This window comes from Gordonia otitidis, from assembly GCF_020735545.1.
In the GTDB taxonomy this organism is placed as follows: domain Bacteria; phylum Actinomycetota; class Actinomycetes; order Mycobacteriales; family Mycobacteriaceae; genus Gordonia; species Gordonia otitidis.
In genome coordinates, this window is record NZ_CP085974.1 from 2,471,867 (window position 1) to 2,497,158 (window position 25,292).

The following is a 25,292-nucleotide window of genomic DNA, read 5'->3' on the forward strand; positions in this document are numbered from 1 at the left end:
CGGGAACGACTCCAGCGTGCGCGGGGGCGCAGCAGAATCGGAGGCACACGAGTCACACAGATCACACGAATCGCATGGTGTCGCTGACATGGCTGGTGTTGAGTGTCCTAGCTCTCTGATTCGCGCGAGCGGTGAGTTCGCGCTCGGAATTCCCGGTACGAGACCGAAAGTCTTCCGAAACGGGTGTAGCTTCACAGTCATCGGTTCCGAACACGTTGTAGGAAGCCTCCTCGTTGGAGGGCTCTCGGCAGGAATACTAGCCAGGGGGACTGGGGCCGTGGTTGCCGTCGACGCCGCCACACGATTCTGATCGCGCATCACTTTCTCGCGGTTGGGTTGGGGTGAGGAGGAACAGCATGCCAATTGTGCATCACCGAAAGGCCAGCGCGCTCTCGTACCCGTTGTGGTTTGCGACTCGCGTCTTCTTGAAGCCCACCCTCGCGTTGTGGCCGCTCAACAAGCCCGGAATGGCCGGGCTCTTCCTGATCGACCGTCTGTTCGCGAGTGCGCCGGAACCGCGGCGCGTCGTACGCGACCAGATGGTGCTCGCCGGGCGTCCCACGGAGGTCGTGATGCCCAGCGGACCGTCTCGTCGAGACTCCGACACCGCCATCCTCTACCTCCACGGCGGCGCCTTCGTCGTCGGCGGCCTCGGTACCCACAGGTCGATCGTGGCCCGCCTGGCCCAGGCGTGTGCACTGCCCGTCTTCTCGCTCGAGTACCGACAGCTGCCGAAGGTGGGCGTCGGAACCTCGGCCGACGACGCACTGTCCGCCTACCGAGAACTGCTCACCGACCGCGGCTACCGGCGGCTGGTGGTCGCTGGAGACTCGGCGGGTGGCTTCCTGGCGATGAAGGTCGTCGAGCTCGCGGCAGCAGCAGGACTGCCCGCGCCCGCTGCTCTAGTGGGGTTCTCCCCGCTGCTCGACCTCGATCTCGGCACCAACCCCGACCGCTGCAGTCGTTCAGACGCCTACCTGCCGATGAGGAAGATGGCGCGCCTCGTCCCACTGCTGAACAGGGGACCGGTTCCGCTACGGGGTGCGCGTAAGGCTGCCGACGTCGACTCCGACGCCTTCCCGCCGACGGTGATCATCACGGCCGAGAACGAGATGCTCGAAGCTGACGTCGTCGAACTCATCGAGCGCCTCGACGAGGCGGGCGTCGAGGCAGTCGCACACAGCTACGCCTGGCAGATCCACGCCTTCCCGATCATGAACGCGCGTCACGCTGAGACGCTGCACGCCGTCGAGGTGACCGCCGCATTCACCACCCAGGCGGTCCGCGAGGCGAAGGCCGACGCCGATCGCGACATCAAGGCGGTCGGCTGACGGTCCCAACTCGCGGTCGTCGACATGCGCGCATCCGCGAACTGCCATAGTGGATGAAAGCGCGAGACGTCACGCGCAGCGTCGAGAAACAGGTGGTGGACAACGGTGAGTGCGACGAAGACGGTCGGAGAGCTCTTCGGCTTCGACAGGTTGATCAACGACCAGGAGCGGGCGATCGTCGACACCGTTCGCGATTTCGGCGCCAAGCGCTTGCGTCCGCACGTCGGCGAGTGGTTCGAGAACGGCACACTGCCCGTCCGCGACCTCGCACGCGAGTTCGGCGCTCTCGGACTCTTCGGCATGCACCTGGAGGGCTACGGGTGTGCCGGCACCTCGGCCACCGAGTACGGCTTGGCCTGCCTCGAGATCGAGGCCGTCGACTCCGGTCTGCGCAGCTTCATGTCGGTGCAGGGGTCGCTCGCGATGTTCGCGCTCCGCGCATTCGGCAGCGACGAGCAGCGCGAGGAATGGCTGCCCAGGATGGCAGCGGGCGACGCCATCGGCTGCTTCGGTCTGACCGAGCCCGACTTCGGGTCCAACCCGGCGGGCATGCGGACCGTCGCGAAACGCGACGGTGACGATTGGGTGATCAACGGCTCCAAGATGTGGATCACCAACGGCAGCGTCGCCGACGTCGCGATCGTCTGGGCGCGCACCGACCTGGAGGAGGGATCGCGGGGCGTGCGCGGTTTCGTCGTCCCGACCGACACCAAGGGTTTCCGCTCGATGGTCGTCAAGCACAAGCTCTCGCTGCGTGCATCGATCACCGCCGAGCTCTCCTTCGAGGACATGCGACTGCCTGCGTCGGCGATGCTTCCGGGCGTGACCGGGCTCAAGGGGCCGTTGAGCTGTCTGAACGAGGCACGCTTCGGCATCGTGTTCGGTGCGGTCGGTGCTGCTCGTGACAGCCTGGAGTGTGCGCTGTCGTACACCGCCGATCGCGAGGTCTTCGACAAACCGCTGTCGGGGTACCAGATCAGTCAGACCAAGCTCGCCGACATGGCGCTCGAGGTCGGCAAGGCCTTTCTGCTCGCCATCCAGCTCGGACGCATCAAGGACGAGGGCAAGATAGCCCCGGAGCAGATCAGCCTCGGCAAACTCAACAACGTCCGGGAGGCCATCGCGATCGCTCGTGAGTGCCGAACCCTGCTGGGCGCCAACGGCATCACGCTGGAGTATCCGGTCATGCGTCACGCCAACAACCTCGAGTCGGTGCTGACCTACGAGGGCACGAGCGAGATGCACCAGCTCATGATCGGCAAGGCACTCACCGGGCAGGACGCCTTCCGGTGACCAATCCCCAATTCCAGCGCGCCGCACAGGGTTTCTCGCGCGGCATGGTGATCTTCGGGTCCGTCGTGCTGATGGTGTGCGTCGGGTTGCTCGTCGTCAACTGGTGGAACAATCAGCAGTGGCTCTGGGTGGTGCTCGGAATCGTGATCATCGTCGTGAACATCGCCATGGTGGCGTTGACGTTCCGCAAAGCCAAACTCGCCCCGCCGATTCCGGATCGCCGCGACGACGAGGACTAGTCGCCGGTCAGCCCGTCCCGCTGGTTGAGCAGGCCGCGAGCGCAGCGAGCAGCCGTGTCGAAACCACTACGCGCTCAATGTCTCCGGGCAACACTCCGACTGCTTCTCGGAGCTCTCGTCCGCGAACTGCGTGCGGTAGAGCTGTGCGTAACGACCGTTGGCCGCCAGCAGTGCTCGGTGATCACCGCGTTCGACGACGCGCCCGGCTTCGATGACCACGATCTCGTCGGCCGCGCGGATCGTCGACAAGCGGTGTGCGATGACGATCGACGTCCGCCCGTGCAGTGCTTCGCCCAGCGCCTCCTGGACGGCGGCCTCCGACGTCGAATCCAGGTGTGCCGTGGCCTCGTCGAGGATCACCACGGCGGGGTGGGCGAGTAGCAACCGCGCGATGGTCATGCGTTGGCGTTCGCCGCCAGAGAGTCGGTAGCCGCGTTCGCCGACGATGGTGTCCAACCCGTCGGGCAGGCTCTCGACGAGTTGGTCGAGGCGGGCCCGCCGCAGTGCGTCCCAGATCTGGTCGTCCGAGGCGTCGGGTTGGGCTAGAACGAGATTGGCGCGGACGGTGTCGTGGAAGAGGTGGCCGTCCTGGGTCACCAGGCCGACGGTGCGGTGCACCGATTCGCTGCGCAGATCACGGACGTCGACGCCGTTGAGACGGACCGCGCCCTCGTCGACGTCGTACAGACGCGTCGCGAGGCTCGCGATGGTCGACTTGCCCGCACCGGAACTTCCCACCAGCGCGACCATCGACCCGGCCGGGACGTCGATGTCGATGTCGTGCAACACCTGGGTACCGCCCCGGTTGTCCAGCTGCGCAACCTCTTCGAGCGAGGCCAGCGAGACCTTGTCGGCCGACGGGTAGCCGAAGGACACGTGGTCGAAGCGCACGCCGACGCCGTTCTCGGTATCCGGAACGTCGGCGGCGTCGGGCTTGTCGGCGATCAGGGGTGTGAGGTCGAGTACCTCGAAGACACGCTCGAAACTGACCAGTGCGCTCATGATCTCGACGCGTGCATTGGCGAGCGCCGTCAGCGGTGCGTACATGCGGGTCAGCAGTAACGCCAGTGCCACAACGGCTCCCGCCGACAGATGCTGGTGTACCGCGAGCCATCCGCCGAGGCCGTAGACGAGTGCGAGCGCCAATGCCGAGACCAGGGTCAGCGCCGTGATGAAGATGCCCTGCAGCATGGCGCGGCGCACCCCGATGTCGCGGACCCGGTCTGCGCGCGTGGCGAACTCGCGGCTCTCCAGTGCCGGGCTGCCGAAGAGTTTGATCAAGGTGGCGCCGGGCGCAGAGAATCGCTCGGTCATCTGTGTCGACATGCGCGCGTTGTGTTCCGCGGCTTCCCGGGAGAGTGCCGCCATTCGTCGGGCCATCCGTCGGGCGGGTATGACGAAGAGCGGCAACAGGATCAAGGCGAGCAGTGTGATCTGCCAACTGATCGCGAACATCACGCCGAGCGTCAGTGCGAGCGTCACGATGTTGGACACGACTCCCGAGAGCGTGTCGCTGAACGCACGCTGTGCGCCGATGACGTCGTTGTTGAGGCGACTGACCAACGCTCCTGTGCGGGTTCGCGTGAAGAAGGCGACCGGCATCTTCTGGACATGGTCGAAGACCGACCGTCGCAGGTCCAGGATGAGTCCCTCTCCGATGTGCGCGGAGAGCCAGCGTGTGCCGATCGCCGCGGCCGCCTCTGCGACGGCGATCAGCGCGATCAGCACGGCCAGACCGACGATGGTCCCGCCTGCTCCGCCGTCGCTGATCAGATTCACGACGCGCCCCGCGAGAATCGGGGTGACGACGGTCAGGACCGCGGTGCACACCGACAAGACGAGAAACACGGTGATCCGGCCGCGGTGCGGGCGCGCGAACGACATGATGCGGCGCAATGTGCCGCGCCGATCGCCCCGCAGCCTCTTCTGCGATGGCGAATTCGACGACTTGTACATCATGTCCCAGGCGACGGACTGCATACTCATGTCGTCCAGGGTAGAAGCTCAAGCTCAGTTGAAGTCCAGCTGTGGGTTCAGCTGACAGCGGACCCGATGTGATCGTCGGACCCGGCCATGATTGTCAGACCCGTCCACGACAATGGGGAGCATGACCAAGCTCTATCCGATCAACGATTGGGACTCGATGCTCGAGTGGGTCGCCGAATCGCTCGACGAACAGCCGGCCGGCCTCGAGTTCAGTCTCGGACCCAATGATGTCCGGTTGGCCGAGGACTGGGACGAGGTCGAAGCCGATATCGAGGACGATGACATCGACGCCGACGACGAGGTCGATTTCGGAGCACCCGATGCCGTATGCGCACAGGTCTATGTGCTCGACGACGGTGTCTTTCTCGTGCGACGGTCGCGCACCGCGCTGCGCACCCTGCGCTTCACCGATCACGACGCCTCGTCTGTGCGGCTCGACGTCTGGCACCACGATGACCCGTTCGACGACTGCACCGACGGCTATTTCTACACGCGTGACCGCAGACTTGCCGCTGAGGCCTGTATCAGCTGGTTCCGTGACAACACGGATGCCCCGGCGCGGACCGACCTCGGTTGCCACTACAGCTACGCCGTCGACCTGCCTCGCGGGGCGGCGGACGATCCGATCATGCGGTGAGTCTTTCGGCGAGCCACGCGGAGATGTCGTGGCGCGCGACTGCCGCCATCGACGTCGCGTGATGTGTGAATCCGTGTGGCGATGCGGGATACACGCGCAGATCGACGTCGTTTCCCGCCCGTGACAGTTGTTGCGCCATGGCTGTGTTGTCGTCGAGCAGGACGTCCTCGGAGCCGACGACGAGCGTCATCGGGGGCAGTCCCGACAAGGCGCCGAAGAGCGGGGAGATGTCGGGGAGTGTGCGGTCAACGACGTGCCCGACGTACGCCTCGAGGAAGTACTCGTCGGCGATCAGGCGTCCGGCGGGCGTGGTCGAGCTGAGGTCGTAGGTGCCGAAGTGCAGTGCGGCTCCGCGGAACCGGTCGGCAAGGCCGGTCTCGCGGAGGCGTAGCAGCGTTGTCATCGCCAGCGTCGACCCCGCGGAGAAGCCCACGAGGACGAGCCTGTCGGTGCCGAACTGCGCCGTCGCGTTCTCGACCAGCCATCGAGCCGCGACCTCGCAGTCGTCTGGTGCGGCCGGCCACGGATGCTCGGGTGCCAGGCGGTAGTCGACGCCGACCACCACGGCGTCGAGCGCGTCGGAAAGTGCGCGATTCCAGCTGTCGTGATCGGCAGCCGACCCCAGATAGAACCCGCCGCCGTGCAGATCGAGCACCACACCGCGCGCAGAGACCTCTGGCGTGATGACCCGTAGCGTCACGGCTCGCCCCGCCCACTCGGCGGTGAGATCGACGGCCCGCGGGTCGCGGGGCCTCGGATCGGCCATGCGCTGTTCGCGCAGTCGGTGCACCTCGGCGGCGCTCTGCGGCCCGCGTCCGGTGCCGCGCGCGGCATAGAACGCGCGTGATTCGTCGGCCAATGCGAATAGGCGGGGCTCGATCGGGGGAGCGTCGAGTTGCGTGGGATCCACGGGTACAAAAATGTACCCCTCGATCCCACACAACTCGCCGGATCGGCCCCGCCCTCGACGATCCGCGCCAGTCGCGCATGGGTACGTTGGATCACAGAGTGATCGTTCGGTCCAGCAATCGGCAGTGAGGCGTAGGTATGGCACAGGAACTCAAGCTCGGATACAAGGCCTCCGCGGAGCAGTTCGCGCCGCGTGAGCTGGTGGAGATCGCGGTTGCGGCCGAGGAGCACGGCATGGATTCGGTCGCCGTCTCCGACCACTTCCAGCCGTGGCGACACAATGGCGGCCACGCCCCGTTCTCGCTGTCGTGGATGGCGGCGGTGGGTGAGCGCACCAAGCGTGTACAGATCGGTACGTCCGTGCTGACCCCGACCTTCCGCTACAACCCCGCCGTGATCGCCCAGGCGTTTGCGACGATGGGCTGTCTCTACCCCGACCGCATCATGCTCGGTGTCGGCACCGGCGAGGCGCTCAACGAGTACGCCACCGGGTTCCAGGGCGAGTGGCCCGACTTCAAGGAGCGCTTCGCCCGCCTACGCGAGGCCATCAAGCTCATGCGTGAGCTGTGGACCGGCGAGGAGATCAACTTCGACGGCGAGTACTACCACACCAAGGGCGCCTACATGTACGACCTGCCCGAGCATCAGATCCCCGTCTACGTCGCCGCCGGTGGGCCTGTGGTCGCACGGTATGCGGGCCGCTCCGGCGACGGCTTCATCTGCACCTCGGGCAAGGGGCCGGAGCTCTACACCGAGAAGCTCATCCCCGCGGTCAAGGAGGGCGCGGAGAAGGCCGAGCGCAACTTCGCCGACATCGATCGGATGATCGAGATCAAGATCTCCTACGATCCCGATCCGGAACTCGCACTTGAGAACTGCCGCTTCTGGGCGCCGCTGTCGCTGACCGCCGACCAGAAGAACAGCCTCAACAGCTCGACCGAGATGGAGCGCCTCGCCGACGAACTCCCGATCGAGCAGGTCGCCAAGCGCTGGATCGTCGCGTCGGATCCCGACGAAGCCGTCGAGAAGGTCAAGTTCTACACCGACGCCGGACTGAACCACCTGGTCTTCCACGCCCCCGGTCACGACCAGGAGCGGTTCCTCGACAACTTCGAGAAGGATCTCGCGCCGCGGCTACGCAAGCTGGCCGTCGCCGACTGATCCACCCGCTCCAGCAGATCGCCGCGGCCCGATCGGTCACGCACCGACCAGCTCGCCGTGTGTCCGCCGAGCCTGCTCACGTACGAGCTCGACGATGCGATCGGCCGCGTCGTGTTCGCGGAGCGAGTGGCGGCGTCGGATCGAGATCGACCGTCGCGGAGTCGGTTCGGCGATCGGGATCACCCGCACATCGGCGGGCACGTCGACGAGGGCGAGCGCGGGCACCACGGTGAGTCCGATCCCCGCGGCCACGAAACTGATCGCGGCCGGGTAGTCGTGGGCCTCCACGCCGAAGCATGGAGTGAACCCAGCCGCGGTGCATGCGCGGAGCAGTGCCTCTCGACAGGGGCCGCGTGCAATGTCGTTGTCGATCCACACGTCGTCGGCCAACTCGCGCAACAGCACCGAATCCCGTGTCGCAAAAGGCGAATCGGGCGTCACCACCACGCGATACTCCTCGGTCACCAGCGGCGTGACGTCGTAGTCGCGTAGCTGTCCCGCGTCGATCGCGGAGCCGGTCGCGTCGACGCCGACCTCGATGTCGGGTGGCGTGAGAGTCGGATCGCTGATCTCGAGTAACCGGAGATCGAGGCGTAGCGCGGGGAACTCCCGCCGCACCGCAGCGACCACCGTCGGCATCCATGCCGCGCCGGCAGAACCGAAGTAGGTGACGCGGAGTGCACCCGCGCGACCATTGCGTAGGTCTGCGACGAGACCGTCGACGCGCGCGAGTTGGTCGAACACCGCTTCCGATTCGGCGGCGAGTATCCGTCCGGCCTCCGTGGCCACGACGCCTCGGCCATCACGTTCCATCAGCGTCAGGCCGGTCTCACGCTGCAGCGTGGCGAGATGTTGGCTCACAGCCGACGGTGTGTAACCGAGCGCCGACGCCGCGCCACCGACGGACCCCTCGGCGACGACCGCTCGGAACACGCGGAGGCGATGGGGATCGATCATACCGCGAATATACAGCGGTACTCAACGGTCGTGAAGAAATATGAACTTGTGCTGAAGCAAAGTGCGCGCGGAGGATGAGTGCCATGACCCGTCGACTCCCCGATCTCGCAGTGCTCGCCGCGTTGGTCACCGTTGCGCTGTGGTCGCTGTCGTTCATCGCGATCCGCTCGGCGGGCCACTCGTTCTCGCCCGGGGCACTCGCGTTCGGACGGTTGGCGGTCGCGGTTGTCGCGCTCGTCGTCATCGTCGGCGTGATGCGTCGGCGTGCGGGTTCGCGCCCATGGATCCCACCGCTTCCGCGCGGTAGGGCGCTTGCTCTCGTCGTCGGCTATGGCGTGGCGTGGTTCGCGGTCTACACGGTCGTCCTGAACTGGGCCGAGCAACATCTCGACGCGGGGACCGCAGCACTGCTCGTGAACTTCGCACCCATTCTCGTCGCGGTGTTCGCGGGACTCTTCCTCGGCGAGGGATTCTCCGGTCGACTGCTCGTCGGTATCGGCGTGGCGTTCGCCGGCGTCGTGCTCATCGCCGTCGGCGGTACCGGACCGCACGCCGACTGGCTCGGCATCGCTCTCGGGTTGACCGCCGCCGTGCTCTACGCAACAGGCGTTCTTGTCCAGAAGGTGGCGCTCGGTCATGTCGACGGACTGACCGCGACGTTCTGGGGCGTCGCGGCGGGTGTGATCGCCACCGTCCCGTTCGCGCCCGCCGCCATTCGTGAGGTGAGCACGGCACCGGCCTCCGACATCGGCGCGATGGTCTTCCTCGGCGTCGGTCCCACAGCCATCGCGTTCACCACCTGGGCGTATGCACTCTCGCGTACGAGTGCCGGTGCACTGACCGCGACGACGTTGGTCGTGCCCGCGGTCGTCATCGTGCTGTCGTGGCTACTGCTCGCCGAGGTCCCTACGCCGCTGCGTGTCGTCGGGGGTGTGCTGTGCCTGGCGGGGGTGGCGATGACGCGGGGATTGATCCGCGTGCCCTCATCGCGCAGGCTGCGCGTCGTCGAGGATCAGTTGGAGGAATGCGAGATCGAGCCATGAGCCGAACTTCGTCCCGACCTGCGGCAGCAGCCCGACACGCGTGAAGCCGAGTCGCTCGTGAATCCGGATCGATCCCGAATTCGACGCATCGATCGCCGCGACCATCACGTGCACGCCGTCGGTGCGTGCGCGGTCGATGAGCGCGCGCATGAGCGACTGTCCCGTACCCCGCCCGCGCTGGCCGGAGCGCACATACACCGAGTGCTCGACGGTGTGCCGGAATCCGTCGTGCGGGCGCCACGGACCGTAGGTCGCGTAGCCGAGCACCGCACCATCGGAGTCGGCAGCGACCAGAACCGGAAATCCGGCCCCCAGCCGATCCGCGAGCCATGCCGACCGGTTCGCGTCGTCGACGAGTTCCTCGTTCCAGATGGCGGTGGTGTGTTCGACGGCGTCGTTGTAGATGAGCGTGATGCCGGGGACGTCGCGCGCCTGCGCGTCACGAATCTCCATGGCCGCAGAGCTTAGGGCATGGATGCGCGCACCGAGCGGCACGCGCCATGGCGCGCGTAAGTGGCCGGTACCGTGCGCCGACGTCGATCCGATTCGCTAACTTCTCCTCATGGAATCGGATCGCCTCGTCGACGTGGGCGTCGCATTGGTGTCGCGCTTCGGCGCCAAAGCACTCAGCCTGACGTCCGTTGCCCGTCATGCGGGGGTGGCACGCGCAACGGCGTACCGGATGTTCGGCGGCCGCGACGCACTCGTCGCCGCAATGCTCGACCGTGAGATCGCACTGTTGCGGGTGAAGCTACGCGAATGGTCGGCCACCGCGCCCGACGCCGCGGGCAAGGTACGCGCGCAGGTACTCGGCGTCCTGCCCTACATCCGCGAACACGAGGCACTGCAGTACGTTCTCCGCCAGGAACCCGAGGAGATCGTGCGCGCACTCGTCGCCACCAACGACGACGACGGACCCGACCTGATCGAGAAGATCGTCGACGCGACGCTGCCCGACGTTGCGCCCGAGGTACAGGCCGAGCTGACCCCCGATCCGCGTGGCGCAGCGGAGTTCATGGTCCGCATCATCTATTCACTGATGCTCGTTCCCGACAGCAGCATGACCGACGATCAGATCGCCGATCTGATCGTTCGGGCAATCGTGACCTGACCGGTCACCTCACCCGCGACGCACGCGAGAGGCACCAACTACTCTGACCACTATGTCGCCCGACGCAGTGAGCGCAACGAAGATCTACATCGTGTCCGCGGAAGCGGAGACCGGGAAATCGGCGGTGGCGCTCGGCGTGCTGTCGCTGCTGACGGCGACCGGGGGTCGTGTCGGCGTGTTCCGCCCGATCTCACGGGCCGCACACGGCGAGCGGGATTATCTGCTCGACCTCCTCCTCGAACACACCTCGGCCGATATCGACTACGACGACGCCATCGGCGTCACCTACGACCAGGTACACGCCGACCCGAGCGGCTCGATCGGGGAGATCGTCGCACGTTTCCACGCCGTCGAGTCGCAATGCGACGCCGTCGTCATCGTCGGCTCCGACTACACCGACGTGGGTAATCCGTCGGAGCTCACCTACAACGCACGTATCGCAGCCAACCTCTCGGCGCCGATCATCCTGGCGCTCAAGGCGCTCGACCGCACGCCCGCCGAGGTACGCGACCTCGCCGAGCACCTGCGCACCGAGATCGCCGCCATGCACGCCACCACGGCGGCCATCGTCGCCAATCGCTGCGACCCCGACCACATCAACGAGATCGGTGCCGCGCTGGCCAAACTCGACGTCCCGTGCTGGTGTCTTCCGGAACTCCCTGTGCTCTTCGCGCCGACGATGGCCGAACTCAAGAAGTCGCTCGGTGCCGAAATGTACAGCGGCGACCCGGAACTCCTCGACCGCGAGGCGCTGCGGGTGATGGTCGGCGGCATGACGGCCGAGCACATCCTCGAACGGTTGACCGAGGGCATGGTGGTGATCACTCCGGCCGACCGCTCCGACGTGCTGCTCTCGCTGGTCAATGCCAATGCCGCACAGGGATTTCCGAGATTGACGGGCATCATTCTCAACGGTGGGCTCAAACCGCATCCGATGATCGACGCGCTCGTCGGCGGACTACGGTCCAAGCTGCCGGTCATCACGTGTGAGCAGGGGACATACGACACCGCCCGCATCGCCGCCGACACCCGCGGGCGCATCGCGATCGGATCGGCACGCAAGATCGACGCCGCGCTCGGGCTCATGGAGCAGTATGTCGAGCCCGACGAATTGATCAAGGTGCTCGACGTCAGGCCGTCCGAGGTCGTCACCCCGCAGATGTTCGAGTACGGGTTGATCACCCGGGCACGTTCGGATCTCAAACGCATCGTCCTCCCCGAAGGCGGCGACGACCGAATCCTGCGGGCCGCTGGTCAATTGCTGCGCCGCGGCGTGGTGGCGCTGATCATTCTCGGAGATCCCGAAACGGTCACCGCCCGCGCGGCCGATCTCGGTGTCGACCTCGGTGGCGTCGAGATCATCGATCCCCAGAACTCCGAACTCACCGACGAATTCGCGCATACCTACGCCGAACTCCGCAAGCACAAGGGCATGGATTTCGAGCACGCCCAGGAGCGGATGCGCGACGTCTCCTACTTCGGCACCATGCTCGTGCACACCGGACGCGCCGACGGCATGGTCTCCGGTGCGGCACACACCACCGCGCACACGATCCGTCCGGCGTTCGAGATCATCAAGACGGTGCCCGGTGTGTCGACCGTGTCGAGCGTGTTCTTCATGTGCCTACCCGACAAGGTGCTCACCTACGGCGACTGCGCCATCGTGCCGGATCCCACCGCGACTGAACTCGCCGACATCGCGATCTCTTCCGCCGCAACGGCATCCGCGTTCGGCATAGATCCGCGCATCGCGATGCTCTCGTACTCGACAGGCCGCTCGGGCACCGGCGCCGACGTCGACAAGGTTCGTGTCGCCACCGATCTCGTGCACGAGCGCGCACCGGAACTCTCCGTCGAGGGCCCGATCCAGTACGACGCAGCCGTCGAACCGTCCGTCGCGGCGACCAAGATGCCCGACTCCGAGGTTGCGGGACGTGCGACGGTGCTGATCTTCCCCGACCTCAACACCGGGAACAACACCTACAAAGCCGTGCAGCGCAGTGCGGGAGCCGTGGCCATCGGCCCTGTGCTGCAGGGTCTCCGGCGCCCCATCAACGACCTCTCCCGCGGTGCTCTGGTGTCCGACATCGTGAACACCGTCGCGATCACCGCGATCCAGGCCCAGAACATCGACGCACAGGAGTCAACCCGATGAGTACAGCGACCGACGGCGCCGTCCTGGTTCTCAACGCGGGGTCGTCGTCCCTGAAATATCAACTGCTACACCCTGACACGACCGACGTGATCGCCGAGGGGATAGCCGAACGCATCGGTGAGGAACAGTCGTCGATCACCCATGAGCAGAACGGTCAGTCGTCCACCCGAACCGAACCCCTGCAAGACATCTCGGCAGCGCTCGACGCGGCGTCGGAGATGTTCGCAGATGCCGGAACCGACCTCGCCGATGCCGGACTCAGCGCAGTGGGACACCGCGTCGTGCACGGCGGGCGGAGCTTCTTCCACCCGACCCTGGTCACCGACGAGGTCGTCTCGGAGATCTCGCGGATCTCCACCCTCGCACCGCTGCACAACAAGGCGAACCTCGCCGGTATCCAGGTCGCACGGGAGAAGCTCCCCGACGTCCCGTCGGTGGCCGTATTCGACACAGCGTTCTTCCACGACCTCCCCGACGACGCTGCCACGTACGCCATCGACCGAGGTGTTGCACACCTACATGCGGTGCGACGCTACGGCTTTCACGGCACGAGCCATCAATACGTGTCGGGAAAGGTCGCCGAATTCCTCGGTCGTGAGTACGGCGACCTGAACCAGATCGTGCTGCATCTCGGCAACGGCGCATCGGCGTCGGCGATCGCACATGGCGAGCCCATCGACACCAGCATGGGCATGACACCTCTCGAGGGTCTCGTGATGGGTACACGTAGCGGTGACATCGACCCAGGCGTGCTGCTGCACCTGAGTCGCGTGGCCAAACTCAGCATCGACCAACTCGACACACTGCTCAACAAGAACTCCGGACTCAAAGGCCTTTGCGGCGACAACGACTTTCGGACCATCACTGCGCGTATGGACAACGGCGACGAGAACGCGAAACGCGCGTACAAGGTCTACATCCACCGCCTGCGCCGCTACATCGGCGCCTACATGATCGAACTGGGCGCCGTCGACGCGATCACGTTCACCGCAGGCGTCGGGGAGAATGCCGACAACGTACGACGCGATGCGCTGGCCGGACTGGAGAACTACGGCATCGTCATCGACGACGAGCGCAATACTCTGCGCAGCAAGGAAGCCCGACGTATCTCGGCGGATTCGAGCGCGATCGACGTCCTGGTGGTCCCGACCAACGAAGAACTCGCGATTGCACGTCAGGCCGCGGCCGTCGCCCGTGGCGAGCAGCCGGAGTAGTGCGCCGGTGACGGTGCGTCAGAACAGCGACCACGGCCGCACGTAGTTCGCGAGGTCGACGAGCAGGAACCGGTGGTCGCGGTTGGTGCGTGTCTGCCGGGCGAGATGGCGCAGCGATTTCTCGGTACCCGTGCGCAGACCCTCCTCGGTGAACGGGAAGCCCAGAAGCCGCGCGGGTTCTCCCGCCCGGTCCGGATGGTTGTGCACCCACCCCAGTGCGGTACCGAGCACGATGAGTTGGAGTCGCTGTTTGCGCGGCTCGCTGTCGGGCATCGCCTCCATGCGCCTGGCGGCCTCGACGAGCTGGTCCTTGCGTAGCTCCGACGGGTCACGACCGTGGACGAGTGCGATGACCGCGGTCGCACGTGCCGTGTTGAAGTGCCTGCTCGTCGGTGGCACCTCATCGAGAGGCTCGATGGCCGCGTCGTAGTCGCCGCGCGCGACCGCGAGTCGAGCCATGCCGAACGCGGCCGTGACGATGCTGTGGTCGGTGAGCCAGAGATCGTGATAGTTCTGTGCCGCAACGTGATACATGTCGTTGATGCGTTGTCGAGAGCCCTCGGACGGATCGCGTTCATCCGATAGCCAGCGACCGATCAGCTCGGCCGTACCCGCGACCGCGAGCTTGGGTGCCACCTCTCCCGGCATGGCCTGCAGCACGGCGTCGAACCATTCGTACGCGAGCTCCGGCTCGTCGTTCATCAGAGCGCAGATGCCCATGTACCACTGCACCCGCCACGAGTCGCCGTGTTGCACAGAGACTTCGCGGAGCAGATCCAGTGCCGTGTCGACGTCGTCGAGTTCGAGATGTGCACGCGCTTCGGCGAGGTCGATCTCCAGCGACGGATGCGCCGACGACGTCGGTTGCCCGAGGAGCGAGCGGAAGCCCTCGGCGCGTGCGGCGTGAATCGAGTCCAAGGTCTGTCGGGGATCACTCAACGCCGCTGAGTTGAGTAGTCCCGCAGCGGGATCGGTGGGGTCGACGAGGGGTACCGGCAGCGCGCGCGCCATGTCGACCGGATCGTAGAAGGCAGCGAGGTCGGGATCGAAGAATCCGTCGACGGGTGCCAGCATGAGTTCGGTGCCGAACGTCGACCGTTGCGGGGTGAACACCGTCGACAGCGACGGACGGGGAACCCCGGTGTGCACCGCGACGGTCTCGCGGAGAACATTGAGCAGCTGGGTCGTCATCTCCTCGGCGGAGGAGAACCGCTCTGCCGGGTCCGCCGCGGTCGCGCGCTGCAGCAGCAGGTAGAACGACGGATTGTCGCGGAAGACGGGTGTGTCCTCCGGATCGGGTAGCCCGTCGACGTAGCGTCCGTCGCGCATGGGCATGTCGACGGTGAGTGCGGCGAGCGTACGTCCGATGCTGTAGATGTCGGTGACCACCTGCGGTCCGGTCTGCACGATCTCGGGCGCTTGGAAACCCGGTGTGCCGTACAGGTGCCCGTAACCGTTGATCGGAGAGACGGCACCGAGGTCGATGAGCTTCACCTCGTCGCTGCCGACCATGATGTTGTCGGGCTTGACGTCGTTGTACACCAGCCCGACCGAATGCAGATATCCGACGGCCGGCAGCACCTCGAGCATGTACGCGATGGCCTGCTCGACGGAGAGCAGAGCGGTCTCGGTATCGCCTTCCGAGGTGATCTGCTTGAGGGTCCGGCCACCGATGTACTCCATGACGATGTAGCCGAACCTGTCGCCGAACTCGGTGACATGCTCGACGAAGTTGTAGATCTTCACGATGCCCGGATGATTCACCGAGGCCAGGAACTGTCGTTCGGCGAGTGCGACCTGCTGAGCCTCCGAATCAGACGAGTTCAACAGACCTTTGAGGACCACGGGCCTGTCGGAGACGTTGCGGTCGATGGCGAGGTAGATCCATCCGAGACCGCCGTGGGCGATCGCGCCGGCGATCTCGTACTGGCCCGCGACGAGCGTGCCCTTGGCCAGGCCGGGGACGAACGAGTACCGCGCACCGCAGTGTGGACATTCGCCCGTCAGCTCACCGGCACCAGGGCCGGTTGACCGTCCGACCGGCCGCCCGCACCGCCAGCAGTTGCGCTTGCCCTCGGCGATGACCGGGGAGTCGAGCACGGCGTCCTGCGGCTCGATGTCGGTGACCTTGGGCAGTTCGACCAAACCCGAACCGAGCCGACGATCGTGGACGCGCGGACGGCGGCGCGGCACCAGCCGACGGGTCTGACCGATCGACACCAGGGCGTCGTTGGGTGCCGTGGGTCCCGACGGCACCACCGGCCCCGTCGACTCGTCGCGTAAACCGTGCACGGGTGTCGCGGCGGTCGCGAGTTCGACGCCGGGGTCGGCGCGCTGAGTTCCGACGTCGAGTTGGTCGAGGCTTGCCCGCTGCGTTCCCATCTCGGCGTCGGTGTCCGGTGCCCGCTGGGTGCCGACCTCGAGCGCGGCGAGATCGGCGCGTTGGGTACCCACCTCGGCATCTGCACCCGGACCGGCACCGCCCGGCCCGGGTGCCGGCTCGTCGCGCTCTTTCTCGGCGGCCGGGGTTGCGCTGTGCTTGTCGCTTCGGGACATCTCGCGTTGCCTCAATCGCGGTATGAGGGTTGGGGGGCGCCGTATCCCGGTCCGAGGATCGACAGCCACTGGTCGTACATGTCCTGCCACCGCCCGGAGGCGCGGAGTTGGGCGAGGGTCCCGTTGACGAACCGCACCATGTCGTCGTGCCCGACCGGCATGCCAACTCCGTAGTTCTCCTGGCCGAGGCTGGGTCCGACGACCTGCGCCCACGGATCCTGTGTCGCCAGGCCTGCGAGGATCGCGTCGTCGGTGCTGACCGCGTCGACCTGCGCCTGCTGGAGCATGACCAGGCAGTCGGCCCACGTCGTGGTGGTCACCATCTTCGCACGGGGTTGTATCTGCTGCATGCGGCCGATCGACGTGGTGCCCCGCGCAGCGCAGACCCGCTTGTTCGCCAGCTGCTCCGGACCGGTGATGCCGGATCCGCGCAGTGCGAGAATTCGTTGGGATGCAACGTAATACGGTGCTGAGAAGCTGATGTCGCGCAGGCGGTCGCAGGTGATGCTCATCGTCTTGATCACGACGTCGACCTCCTGATTGCGGAGCGCGTTGATGCGTTCGCTCGAACTCAACACGCGGAACTCGATGCGGTTGGGGTCGTTGAAGATCGCACGGGAGATCTCATGCGCGAGGTCGACGTCGAATCCCTGGATGTCACCGGTGATCGGATCGCGGAAGCTGAACAGGTTGGAGCCGATGTCGGTGCCCACGATCAGTCGGCCGCGCCGGAAGATCGCGTCCATCGTGCTCCCCGGCGGCATACGAGCGGGTTCGGGTTGCTGCGCCGCGGGCCGCAGGCTCTGCGTCGCATCGCACGACGACGAGTTGGGCGGAGCTTCCTTGGCGACGTCGAACTCGGACCCGAGGGGCTCCGGCACCTCGGCTGTCGCACTCGGGCCGGGAGACGGCGGTGCCGGGAAGTCGACGCAGCCGGAGAGCATGACCATACCCACCACGAGTGCGACGAACGAGATCGTCGTTCGCGCCATGCCCGATGGTCCGCGGCCGGTGTGCGTTCTCATCGGTACTCCCGGATGCGGGGGATCATGCCGAGGATCAACGCGATCGTCGCGAAGACCGACAGCGCGAGAATTCCGTTGCCGGTGAAGCCGAGTACACGCTGCGCGGTGTTGATGTCGTCGCGGAACGAGGATCGGGTGGTGGTCATCGCATTCACCAGTGCGGAGTCGACCGCGTTGTAACTGGTCTCCGAACTCTGTGGCGACGAACCGACCGTCATGGCGCGCGCCTGCGAGAAGTTTCCGGTGGTCATCTCGTCGCGCACCTGGGCGTCGGTCCTCTTCCACTGGTCGAGTGCGCCGCGCAACGTGGCGATCCGAGCACTGTCGAGCGAGCCCGACGACTGTCCGTCCTTGTCGAGCCTGTCCAGGAGCATGCCGATCCGGTCGGTCGACTGCTCGAACGAGTCCTGCAGGCCGGATTGGTCGCCTCGTCGCAGCAGCGACAGCGTCTCGGCCGAACGCGCCTGTTGAGTGAGGATGCGGGCCTCGGTGAGTTCACGCAGCGGGGTCGCGCCTTCGGTCTTGGCCGAGCTGGTCGCCGCCACCGACAGCAGGCCGGACGTGAGCAACCAGATCAACCCGCCGATGATCGCGACCAGCGCGGCGACTATGCCGACGTTGAACCGGCGCCTGGTGCGTCGTGCCAGGTAGCGCGACGTGCCGAGGAGAAGGAGCACGACGACGAACAGCGCAACGTAGACGCCCCACGGAGGAGTTGTCAGGGCACTCTGCGGATCGGCGATGGCCAGCGAGCGTCGCTCGTACACCCGCTGCGCGGCGGGCAGGATCGTGTTCTGCATGACCGCCGACGCCTGACCGAGGTATGCCGATCCGACGGGATTGCCGAGCCTGTTGTTGGTCCGGGCGGTCTCGACCAGCCCGCTGTAGACGGGGATGGTCGTGGTGAGGGTCTCCAGATCGGAGTTGAGTGCGCGGGTGTCGGCTGTCGCGTCGGAGCCCGGTCCGGTGTCGCTTCCCGCGGTGACGAGCAGCGACGACGACGCGGTCGCCAGCGCGTCGGAGTATCGCTGACGCAGTTGCGGATTCTCCGGACCGCCGGAGATGAACGCCGAGTTGGCGGCCGCGTCGGCGATCGACAGCGAGCTGTAGAGCACCTGCGCGGCCTCGGACAACGGTTCGGCACGGTCGATGATCGTCTGCAGCTGATGCGTCCGATTGTTGAGGGTCGTCGACGCGTACCACCCCGTCGCGAGCGAGGTGACCGCAACCACGAAACACAACAGGATCAACTTTCCCGGTGTCGTCCTCGCGTAGTGCCGTACCGAGGAGAACGGCGACTGGGCGGCGGCCCGTGCGGAGGCGACGAGTTCGCGACGGTCGCTGAGCACCTCACGCAGCGGTGGCGATGTGGTTGCCGGGCGAACGGTCCGCCCTGCTCGGGTCAGCACTGCCCGCACGGGGGATGCGTCGCCGGTCACCTTCTCTGTCCCCTCTGCGTTCGCCGTCGATGTCGGGTTGTCCACTCCTCGGGTATGTCGTACGCCACGTCGAGTCCGTTTCCACCCTAGTCCGCGTTGTCCGCTTGGCGACTGCACCGGACGAGGGAGTGTCACGCGGCTGTGAGTTCACATAGGTTGGTGGGCGCGGGGGTTGGAGGGCACGGCAACGATCAGGAGGCGCGGTGCGCGGCGACGGCGACGGTTGGGTGTTCGACAGCGGTGCGAGGTACTGGGGCCTGCACGGCGCTGCGGGTCTGCTCCTGCGTGCGCCGCTTCCCGACGGAGACATGGGAGTACTGCTGCAGCACCGTGCGGTCTGGTCAGATCAGGGCGGCACCTGGGGTCTGCCCGGCGGAGCGCGCGATTCGCACGAGAGTGCCGTCGACACCGCGATCCGGGAAGCGGGCGAGGAAGCGGGCATCGTCGCCGACCAGGTGACGGTCGTCGCGGCTCTCGTCACCCACCGCACCGAGAGCGGGTGGACCTACACGACGGTGATCGCCGACGCCGAACGACCGGTCGTCACCACCGCCAACCTCGAGTCGACGGAATTGCGCTGGGTACCCGAACCGGTAGTGACCACGCTGCCGCTGCATCCCGCATTCGGTACGGCATGGCCCGGGTTGCGCGAACGCATCGCTGCGCTGGACTCGATGCCCTGAACCGAGGCGTCTGCCGTGCGTTCAGAGACCCACGCCGAGATCGCGGCCTGCGAGCAGGCGGTTCGCGCCGGCGATCAGAGCGTTGATGTTCGCGTCGGCCGTCGTCTCACCGTCACCGGTGGCCCAGCACTGACGTCGATCGTGCTCGCAGAGCAGGAACGAGACGTTGCGGTCGTCGAGTCGACGCTGGTGTAGTCGGACGATCTGCACGGAGACCCCGAGGTCGTGCAGGATCGACGTCATCGCGCCGACCGGCCCGGTCGATGTCGCGGACATCGACATGATCCGATCGTCGTAGGCGATGGTCGCCCGACACTCGACCATGTCGCCGGGTGCCGGAGCGACGCTCCACGACCCGAGACGAATCGTGCCGGTCGCGGTGTATTCGTCGATGAATTGCTGCCAGGTCATACCTGCCGCCTCCTGACGGATTCCGCGGGGAAGTCGACGGCCGGTCCGCTGCCAGAGCGGGTCGGTGGCGTCACGGTCACAGCATGAGGGCGAAAGATGAATGTTGTGCATCGGTGAAGGTCATTCCGGTCGAAGAATCGGTGACCGACGAGCGCATGACGACCCCGCAGCGGGGGGTCGGTCGAAACTAGACCCCGCTGCGGCGGGCTACGCGGAGGCCGCGGGTGCAGAGGATTCTCGGTGCGCACAACATGGTGGCGTCTACATTAGCCCCGACCACCGGGATGACCGCAAGTGGTTCGACCGACTGCTCCCCGGTTGCGGGAAAGCCACGAGTGGGGCGCCCGGTGGGTTCAGGCGAGGGGATCTCGCAGTTCCGTCGCTGCCGCCGCGGGATCGGATGCCGCGGTGATCGCGCGTACGACGACGATCCGCTGTGCACCCGCGGCGGTCACCTCCGTCAGTCGTGTCGCGTCGATCCCACCGATCGCGAACCACGGCTTACGGTGGCGGACATCGTCGGCCGACTCGTTCGCGGCGACCTCGCGCACGAGTTCGAGGCCAGGTGCGTGGCGCCCGGGCTTCGTCGGTGTCGGCCAACACGGGCCGACACAGAAATAGTCGACGTCGGGATCGGCTGCCGCTGCCGCGGCCTGCTCGACGTCGTGCGTAGACCTGCCGACGATCACGTGCTTCCCGACGATCCGACGAGCCGCTGCGGGCGGCAGATCGTCCTGTCCGATGTGCAGGATGTCGGCATCGGCGAGCGTCGCGATGTCGGCCCGGTCGTTGACCGCAAGAAGCGCGTTGCGGGCACTCGTCACCTCACGCAGCAGTGCGAGGATCTCCAGTTCCTCGCGCGCCTCGAGAGTGCCGAACTGCTTCTCGCCGGCCGACCCCTTGTCGCGCAGTTGCACGATGTCGACGCCGCCCGCCAGCGCGGCGTCGACGAACTCGACGAGGTCGCCGCGTTCTCGCCGCGCGTCGGTACACAGGTAGAGCCGTGCCGTGGCGAGCCGAGCATGCCGGTGCGAGTGGATGGCCATCACGGTGGTCAGCGTAGCCGTCGACGCACGGTGGCCGAGGACGCGAGATCGGCAACCCAGTACGCTGGAACGCGAAACACACGGGAGTCCGACGATCGCCGGGCTGAGAGTGCGGGGCCGCGCCCGCTGACCGTCGTACCTGATCCGGGTCATGCCGGCGAAGGAAGGATGTCTGCAGTTCATGTCCGATACATCGGTTCCCGACCTCGCTGTCGTCGGCGGCGGCGTCGTCGGACTCACCAGTGCTCTCGCGGCGGTGGACGCGGGTATGCGCGTCGTCGTCCACGACGCCGGTGCGAAGCAGCGGGCCTCGCATGTCGCGGGCGGCATGCTCGGCTCACTCGGTGAAGGACTGCCGGGCGAGGAGGCACTGCTCGCCGCGACGTCGGAGTCGGTGGCCGGGTGGCCTGCGTTGCTCCGACGACTCGGCGACCCGCTGCGCGACGGAGGCCCCGCGGGTGCGGAGAGCATCTCGGTGGCCGACGACTCGCTGTTCGTCGCGACGACAGCCACTGACCACGAACATCTCACACGGCTCGCGCAGACGGTGTGGACGCCGTCGTCGGTCGACACACGCGAGGTCCGTCCGGTCGGGCCGAGTCAGATCCGCGAGTTGGAGGGGGCCCTGTCGTCGCGTCTGGTCGGCGGGTTCCTCGCCCTCGGCGAGGGTGCTGTCGACAACCGACTGCTGCTGACGCGACTTCGTGGCGCTCTGCGCGACGCGGGTGCGCAGCTTCGCCACGACACCGTCACCGATCTCGCCGATGTCGACGGCACGCAGGTGTTGCTGGCGGCGGGTGCCGGAGTGACCGGTCTGTGGCCGGACGCGCCCATACATCGGGCGAAGGGCGAGATTCTGCGGCTGTCGCGGACCAGGTGGTCGGTGCCGCCACCGAGCCACGTGGTGCGCGCGCGGGTCGACGGCAGAACGGTGTACCTGGTGCCGCGATCGGACGGAATCGTCGTCGGCGCAACGCAATACGAGTCCGACGAGCCTGGAGCAGAGGTTTCGGGGGTACGTGATCTCCTCGACGACGCGCTCGCCGTGATGCCCGGACTCGCCGGTTACACACTGGGCGAGGTCGGTGTCGGGTATCGGCCGTGCTCTGCCGACGGGCTCCCCATCATCAGACGGATCGACGAGCGAGTGATCGTCGCAGCAGGTCATGGACGTAACGGCATCGTCCTCGCGCCGTACACGGCGCAGCGGGTCTCGATGTTGTTGCAGCACAGCGATACCGACCACCCGACCGGTGACCGCGAGAACGACCACGTGAACGAGTACGAGAACGAGGAGGTCAGATGGGCTTCACCGTGAACGGAGAACCCCACGAGTGGGATCCGCAGCCGACGGTCGGCGTGCTGGTCGAGCGACTCGGACTGCCCGACCGTGGCATCGCAGTGGCGGTCGACGGCGCCGTGGTGCCGCGCGGCAGGTGGGATTCGGTCGTCCCCGCCGACGCCGTCGTCGAGGTCGTCACGGCTGTGCAGGGCGGCTGACATGGATGCACGCGACATGGATGTGGACGGCGCGGATCCGCAGGGCACGAATGTGCATGACGTGGACGCCGGGGGACTGCGAATTGCCGACCGCCACTTCGGGTCCCGGCTGATCATGGGTACCGGTGGTGCTGCGAACCTCGCGGTCCTGGAGCGGGCGTTGATCGCATCGGGCACCGAACTGACCACCGTCGCGATGCGTCGGGTCAACGCGGGTTCGACGACCGGTGTGCTGGATCTGTTGCGTCGCTTGAAGATCGAGGTTCTGCCCAACACCGCCGGCTGTCACACCGCTGCGGAGGCCGTGCTGACGGCGCAGCTCGCGCGCGAAGCCGTCGAGACATCGTGGGTGAAACTCGAAGTGGTCGCCGACGACCACACGCTGCTGCCCGACGCCGTCGAACTCGTCGACGCGGCACGACGACTCGTCGACGACGGTTTCACGGTGTTGGCCTACACCAACGACGATCCTGTTCTAGCGGCACGGCTCGCCGACCTCGGTGTGGCGGCGGTGATGCCGTTGGGCTCGCCGATCGGCACGGGACTGGGCATCTCCAATCCCCACAACATCGAGATGATCGTCGCGGCAGCGCAGGTGCCGATCATCCTGGATGCGGGAATCGGGACCGCGAGCGACGCCGCACGCGCGATGGAACTCCGCTGCGACGGTGTGCTGTTGGCGTCTGCCGTCACTCGCGCCGACGACCCCGAGCGCATGGCCGCGGCGATGAAACATGCAGTGGTCGCGGGCGGGCTGGCGGCGGGAGCCGGGCGAATCCCCACGCGCTTCTGGGCACGGGCGTCCTCACCGGAGCGCGTCTGAGGGTCGAGGTTGACGCCTGAGGGCGGCGTCGCGCGCTATGGTCGAGCCGATGCTTGCAGCGGCCGATCTGACCAAGACCTTCGGTGGCGTCACCGCCGTCGACCACCTGAGTTTCACCGTCGCACCGGGACGGGTGACGGGCTTTCTGGGTCCGAACGGGGCGGGAAAGTCCACCACGATGCGCATGATCCTCGGTCTGGACCGACCGACGTCGGGCACCGCGACGGTCGGTGGGCAGCTCTATCGCGATCTCCGGCATCCGCTACGTCAGGTCGGTGCGCTGCTCGACGCGCACTGGGTTCACCCGAACCGCAGCGCGCATAACCATCTGCGGTGGATGGCCGCGACCAACGACATTCCCGAACGCCGGGTCGACGAGGTGCTCGACATGGTCGGGCTGACGTCGGTTGCGAATCAACGCGCAGGTGGCTTCTCGCTGGGGATGTCGCAGCGACTCGGACTCGCGGGCGCGCTGCTGGGCGACCCGCACACCCTGGTACTCGACGAACCGGTCAACGGTCTCGACCCGGAGGGCATCGTCTGGGTCCGCAACTTCATGCGGTCGCTCGCGGCGCAGGGACGGACAGTATTCGTGTCGAGCCACCTGCTCACCGAGATGTCGTTGACGGCCGACCACGTCATCGTCATCGGCCGCGGCAGATTGATCGCCGACTGCTCCGTCTCCGAATTCACTTCGCGTGCGCGGCCTGTGGCGCGGGTGCGCACACCGCAGCCCGCAGAGTTGCATCGGGCGCTCGAACTCGCGGGATTGGCGGTCACCCCGGTGTCGGGAGCCGATGGCCGGGTCTACCTGACCATCCCCGATGCGGCGACGGATCAGGTCGGCGACATCGCAGCCGCCGCCGGGATCGCCGTGCACGAGTTGGTGTCCGACACCCCGTCGCTCGAGGACGTGTTCATGGCGGCCACCGCCGAATCGATCGACTACCGGGGAGGGCAGCGCTGATGGGCGCGGTGCGGGCCGAGCAGATCAAGTTGACCAGTACTCGGGCGCCGTGGTGGTGCACCGCAACCGTCGTCGTCCTCGGGCTCGGCATCGCGGCCCTGATCGCGGTGGTCACACGGGGTGTCGGCGCGGGGCCCGACCAACCGTCCGACGTGGGTGCCGACGCGTCGTCGGTCGACCAGACCGGTGCGGCGTCGGTCTATCTGATCGGAGTGAACTTCTTCGGTGTCGTCATCCTGATGATCATGGCGGTCCTCGGGGTGACCACCGAATTCCGCTACGGCACCATCCGCACGTCGTTCCTGGGTATTCCGCGGCGCTGGAATGTGTTGTGTGCGAAGGCCCTCGTGTATGTGGCGCTGACCTTCGTCATCGTCTTACCCCTGACGCTGTGCAGCGTCCTGGTCGTCATAGCCCTGTCGGACGGGTCGTCGGGACTCGACCTCGGCAGCGAACACGTCATCCGGCAGATCTGGGGCACGGCGGTCTGGGCGTCGTTGTGCGTTGTCGTGGGTATCGGTGTGGGTGCCATCGTCCGGCAGACGGCGGGCGCGGTCTCCGTGGTTCTGGTCTGGATGCTGGTGATCGAGAACGTCGCTGCCGCCCTGCCCGTCGTCGGGCGACGTATCGGTCCCTTCCTGCCGTTCCGTAACGGATCCCGATTCCTCGATGGCGACTTTCCCGGCGACGGCTACCACTGGAACTCGTGGGTGTCGCTTGTCTACTTCGCCGTCTTTGCGGCGATTGTCTTCGCCATCGGACTGCTGGTGGTGAACGGCCGCGACGCAGGGTAGTCCGTTCGGAGG

General features: G+C 66.6%; 24 protein-coding genes. 15 read left to right on the plus strand and 9 right to left on the minus strand.

All coding sequences use genetic code 11. The features are described 5' to 3' along the window. Positions 1–356: 356 nt before the first annotated feature. The 3 genes from LK459_RS11145 (at position 357) to LK459_RS11155 (ending at position 2,863) form a co-directional block, all read left to right on the plus strand. Entirely contained in the window at positions 357–1,331 is a 975-nt protein-coding gene (locus LK459_RS11145; protein ID WP_007239885.1) for an alpha/beta hydrolase, read from the plus strand. 105 nt (positions 1,332–1,436) lie between these two features. Beyond that, a complete protein-coding gene (locus LK459_RS11150; RefSeq protein WP_007239886.1) occupies positions 1,437–2,624 on the plus strand; it encodes an acyl-CoA dehydrogenase family protein in 1,188 nt (395 codons plus the stop codon). Next, positions 2,621–2,863: a hypothetical protein gene (locus LK459_RS11155; protein ID WP_007239887.1), complete on the plus strand. Its 243-nt coding sequence runs from the start codon at positions 2,621–2,623 to the stop codon at positions 2,861–2,863. Before LK459_RS11150 ends, LK459_RS11155 begins: the two co-directional genes overlap by 4 nt. 66 nt (positions 2,864–2,929) lie before the next feature. Here the strand turns inward: LK459_RS11155 and LK459_RS11160 are convergent, their stop codons facing one another. After that, complete coding sequence (locus tag LK459_RS11160; protein WP_227923388.1) at positions 2,930–4,849, minus strand: ABC transporter ATP-binding protein; 1,920 nt, start codon at positions 4,847–4,849, stop codon at positions 2,930–2,932. A 121-nt stretch (positions 4,850–4,970) separates the two neighbouring features. Here LK459_RS11160 and LK459_RS11165 point away from each other — a divergent pair, with 121 nt between their 5' ends. Then, a complete protein-coding gene (locus LK459_RS11165) occupies positions 4,971–5,486 on the plus strand; it encodes a hypothetical protein (protein WP_007238015.1) in 516 nt (171 codons plus the stop codon). On the opposite strand, the gene LK459_RS11170 is transcribed toward LK459_RS11165, so the two are convergent. Beyond that, on the minus strand, positions 5,476–6,396 hold the full coding sequence (locus LK459_RS11170; protein WP_227923389.1) for an alpha/beta hydrolase: 921 nt from the start codon (positions 6,394–6,396) through the stop codon (positions 5,476–5,478). The two genes, LK459_RS11165 and LK459_RS11170, sit on opposite strands and share 11 nt — an antisense overlap. A gap of 137 nt (positions 6,397–6,533) precedes the next feature. Here LK459_RS11170 and fgd point away from each other — a divergent pair, with 137 nt between their 5' ends. Then, positions 6,534–7,556, plus strand: coding sequence for a glucose-6-phosphate dehydrogenase (coenzyme-F420) (fgd, locus tag LK459_RS11175; RefSeq protein ID WP_227923391.1), 1,023 nt, complete (start codon positions 6,534–6,536; stop codon positions 7,554–7,556). Positions 7,557–7,592: 36 nt separating this feature from the next. On the opposite strand, the gene LK459_RS11180 is transcribed toward fgd, so the two are convergent. Beyond that, positions 7,593–8,513: a LysR family transcriptional regulator gene (locus tag LK459_RS11180; RefSeq protein WP_227923392.1), complete on the minus strand. Its 921-nt coding sequence runs from the start codon at positions 8,511–8,513 to the stop codon at positions 7,593–7,595. Between the two features lie 83 nt (positions 8,514–8,596). Here LK459_RS11180 and LK459_RS11185 point away from each other — a divergent pair, with 83 nt between their 5' ends. After that, positions 8,597–9,556, plus strand: a complete 960-nt coding sequence (locus LK459_RS11185; protein WP_227923394.1) for a DMT family transporter — start codon at positions 8,597–8,599, stop codon at positions 9,554–9,556. Here LK459_RS11185 and LK459_RS11190 read toward each other — a convergent pair. Then, a complete protein-coding gene (locus LK459_RS11190; RefSeq protein WP_227923395.1) occupies positions 9,497–10,009 on the minus strand; it encodes a GNAT family N-acetyltransferase in 513 nt (170 codons plus the stop codon). The two genes, LK459_RS11185 and LK459_RS11190, sit on opposite strands and share 60 nt — an antisense overlap. Before the next feature lie 109 nt (positions 10,010–10,118). Here LK459_RS11190 and LK459_RS11195 point away from each other — a divergent pair, with 109 nt between their 5' ends. Genes LK459_RS11195 through LK459_RS11205 form a run of 3 tightly spaced genes read left to right on the plus strand, consistent with a single transcriptional unit; the run spans position 10,119 to position 14,036 of the window. After that, on the plus strand, positions 10,119–10,667 hold the full coding sequence (locus LK459_RS11195) for a TetR/AcrR family transcriptional regulator (protein ID WP_007238021.1): 549 nt from the start codon (positions 10,119–10,121) through the stop codon (positions 10,665–10,667). Positions 10,668–10,719: 52 nt separating this feature from the next. Then, positions 10,720–12,822 carry a phosphate acetyltransferase gene (gene pta / locus LK459_RS11200; RefSeq protein ID WP_007238022.1) on the plus strand — a complete coding sequence of 701 codons (2,103 nt, stop codon included), beginning with the start codon at positions 10,720–10,722 and terminating at the stop codon, positions 12,820–12,822. Further along, positions 12,819–14,036, plus strand: coding sequence for an acetate kinase (locus LK459_RS11205; protein WP_227923397.1), 1,218 nt, complete (start codon positions 12,819–12,821; stop codon positions 14,034–14,036). The genes pta and LK459_RS11205 overlap by 4 nt, the downstream gene beginning before the upstream one ends. 18 nt (positions 14,037–14,054) lie before the next feature. Here the strand turns inward: LK459_RS11205 and LK459_RS11210 are convergent, their stop codons facing one another. From LK459_RS11210 to LK459_RS11220, 3 genes are read right to left on the minus strand one after another with little or no spacing between them, the layout of a single operon-like run. Next, positions 14,055–16,592 carry a serine/threonine-protein kinase gene (locus LK459_RS11210; protein ID WP_322590821.1) on the minus strand — a complete coding sequence of 846 codons (2,538 nt, stop codon included), beginning with the start codon at positions 16,590–16,592 and terminating at the stop codon, positions 14,055–14,057. 11 nt (positions 16,593–16,603) lie between these two features. Then, positions 16,604–17,617 (minus strand): glutamate ABC transporter substrate-binding protein, encoded by a 1,014-nt coding sequence (locus tag LK459_RS11215; RefSeq protein WP_227923399.1) that lies wholly within the window; start codon positions 17,615–17,617, stop codon positions 16,604–16,606. Further along, positions 17,614–19,056, minus strand: coding sequence for a hypothetical protein (locus LK459_RS11220; RefSeq protein WP_227923703.1), 1,443 nt, complete (start codon positions 19,054–19,056; stop codon positions 17,614–17,616). The genes LK459_RS11215 and LK459_RS11220 overlap by 4 nt, the downstream gene beginning before the upstream one ends. Positions 19,057–19,259: 203 nt before the next feature. Here LK459_RS11220 and LK459_RS11225 point away from each other — a divergent pair, with 203 nt between their 5' ends. Continuing rightward, entirely contained in the window at positions 19,260–19,739 is a 480-nt protein-coding gene (locus LK459_RS11225) for an NUDIX hydrolase (RefSeq protein ID WP_007238027.1), read from the plus strand. A gap of 21 nt (positions 19,740–19,760) precedes the next feature. On the opposite strand, the gene LK459_RS11230 is transcribed toward LK459_RS11225, so the two are convergent. Together LK459_RS11230 and thiE are read right to left on the minus strand one after the other, a co-directional pair. After that, positions 19,761–20,150 (minus strand): hypothetical protein, encoded by a 390-nt coding sequence (locus LK459_RS11230; RefSeq protein ID WP_007238028.1) that lies wholly within the window; start codon positions 20,148–20,150, stop codon positions 19,761–19,763. A gap of 353 nt (positions 20,151–20,503) precedes the next feature. Further along, on the minus strand, positions 20,504–21,196 hold the full coding sequence (gene thiE / locus LK459_RS11235; protein ID WP_227923705.1) for a thiamine phosphate synthase: 693 nt from the start codon (positions 21,194–21,196) through the stop codon (positions 20,504–20,506). Between the two features lie 181 nt (positions 21,197–21,377). Between thiE and LK459_RS11240 the strand changes: the two genes are divergently transcribed. The 5 genes from LK459_RS11240 to LK459_RS11260 are packed head-to-tail and all read left to right on the plus strand — an operon-like array spanning position 21,378 to position 25,280. Continuing rightward, entirely contained in the window at positions 21,378–22,514 is a 1,137-nt protein-coding gene (locus tag LK459_RS11240) for an FAD-dependent oxidoreductase (RefSeq protein WP_227923403.1), read from the plus strand. After that, positions 22,499–22,696, plus strand: coding sequence for a sulfur carrier protein ThiS (thiS, locus tag LK459_RS11245; RefSeq protein WP_007238032.1), 198 nt, complete (start codon positions 22,499–22,501; stop codon positions 22,694–22,696). The genes LK459_RS11240 and thiS overlap by 16 nt, the downstream gene beginning before the upstream one ends. 16 nt (positions 22,697–22,712) lie before the next feature. Next, a complete protein-coding gene (thiG, locus tag LK459_RS11250) occupies positions 22,713–23,519 on the plus strand; it encodes a thiazole synthase (protein WP_227923706.1) in 807 nt (268 codons plus the stop codon). Positions 23,520–23,568: 49 nt separating this feature from the next. After that, positions 23,569–24,486, plus strand: coding sequence for an ABC transporter ATP-binding protein (locus tag LK459_RS11255; RefSeq protein ID WP_227923404.1), 918 nt, complete (start codon positions 23,569–23,571; stop codon positions 24,484–24,486). Then, positions 24,486–25,280 (plus strand): ABC transporter permease, encoded by a 795-nt coding sequence (locus tag LK459_RS11260; RefSeq protein WP_227923407.1) that lies wholly within the window; start codon positions 24,486–24,488, stop codon positions 25,278–25,280. Before LK459_RS11255 ends, LK459_RS11260 begins: the two co-directional genes overlap by 1 nt. Positions 25,281–25,292: the final 12 nt, after the last annotated feature.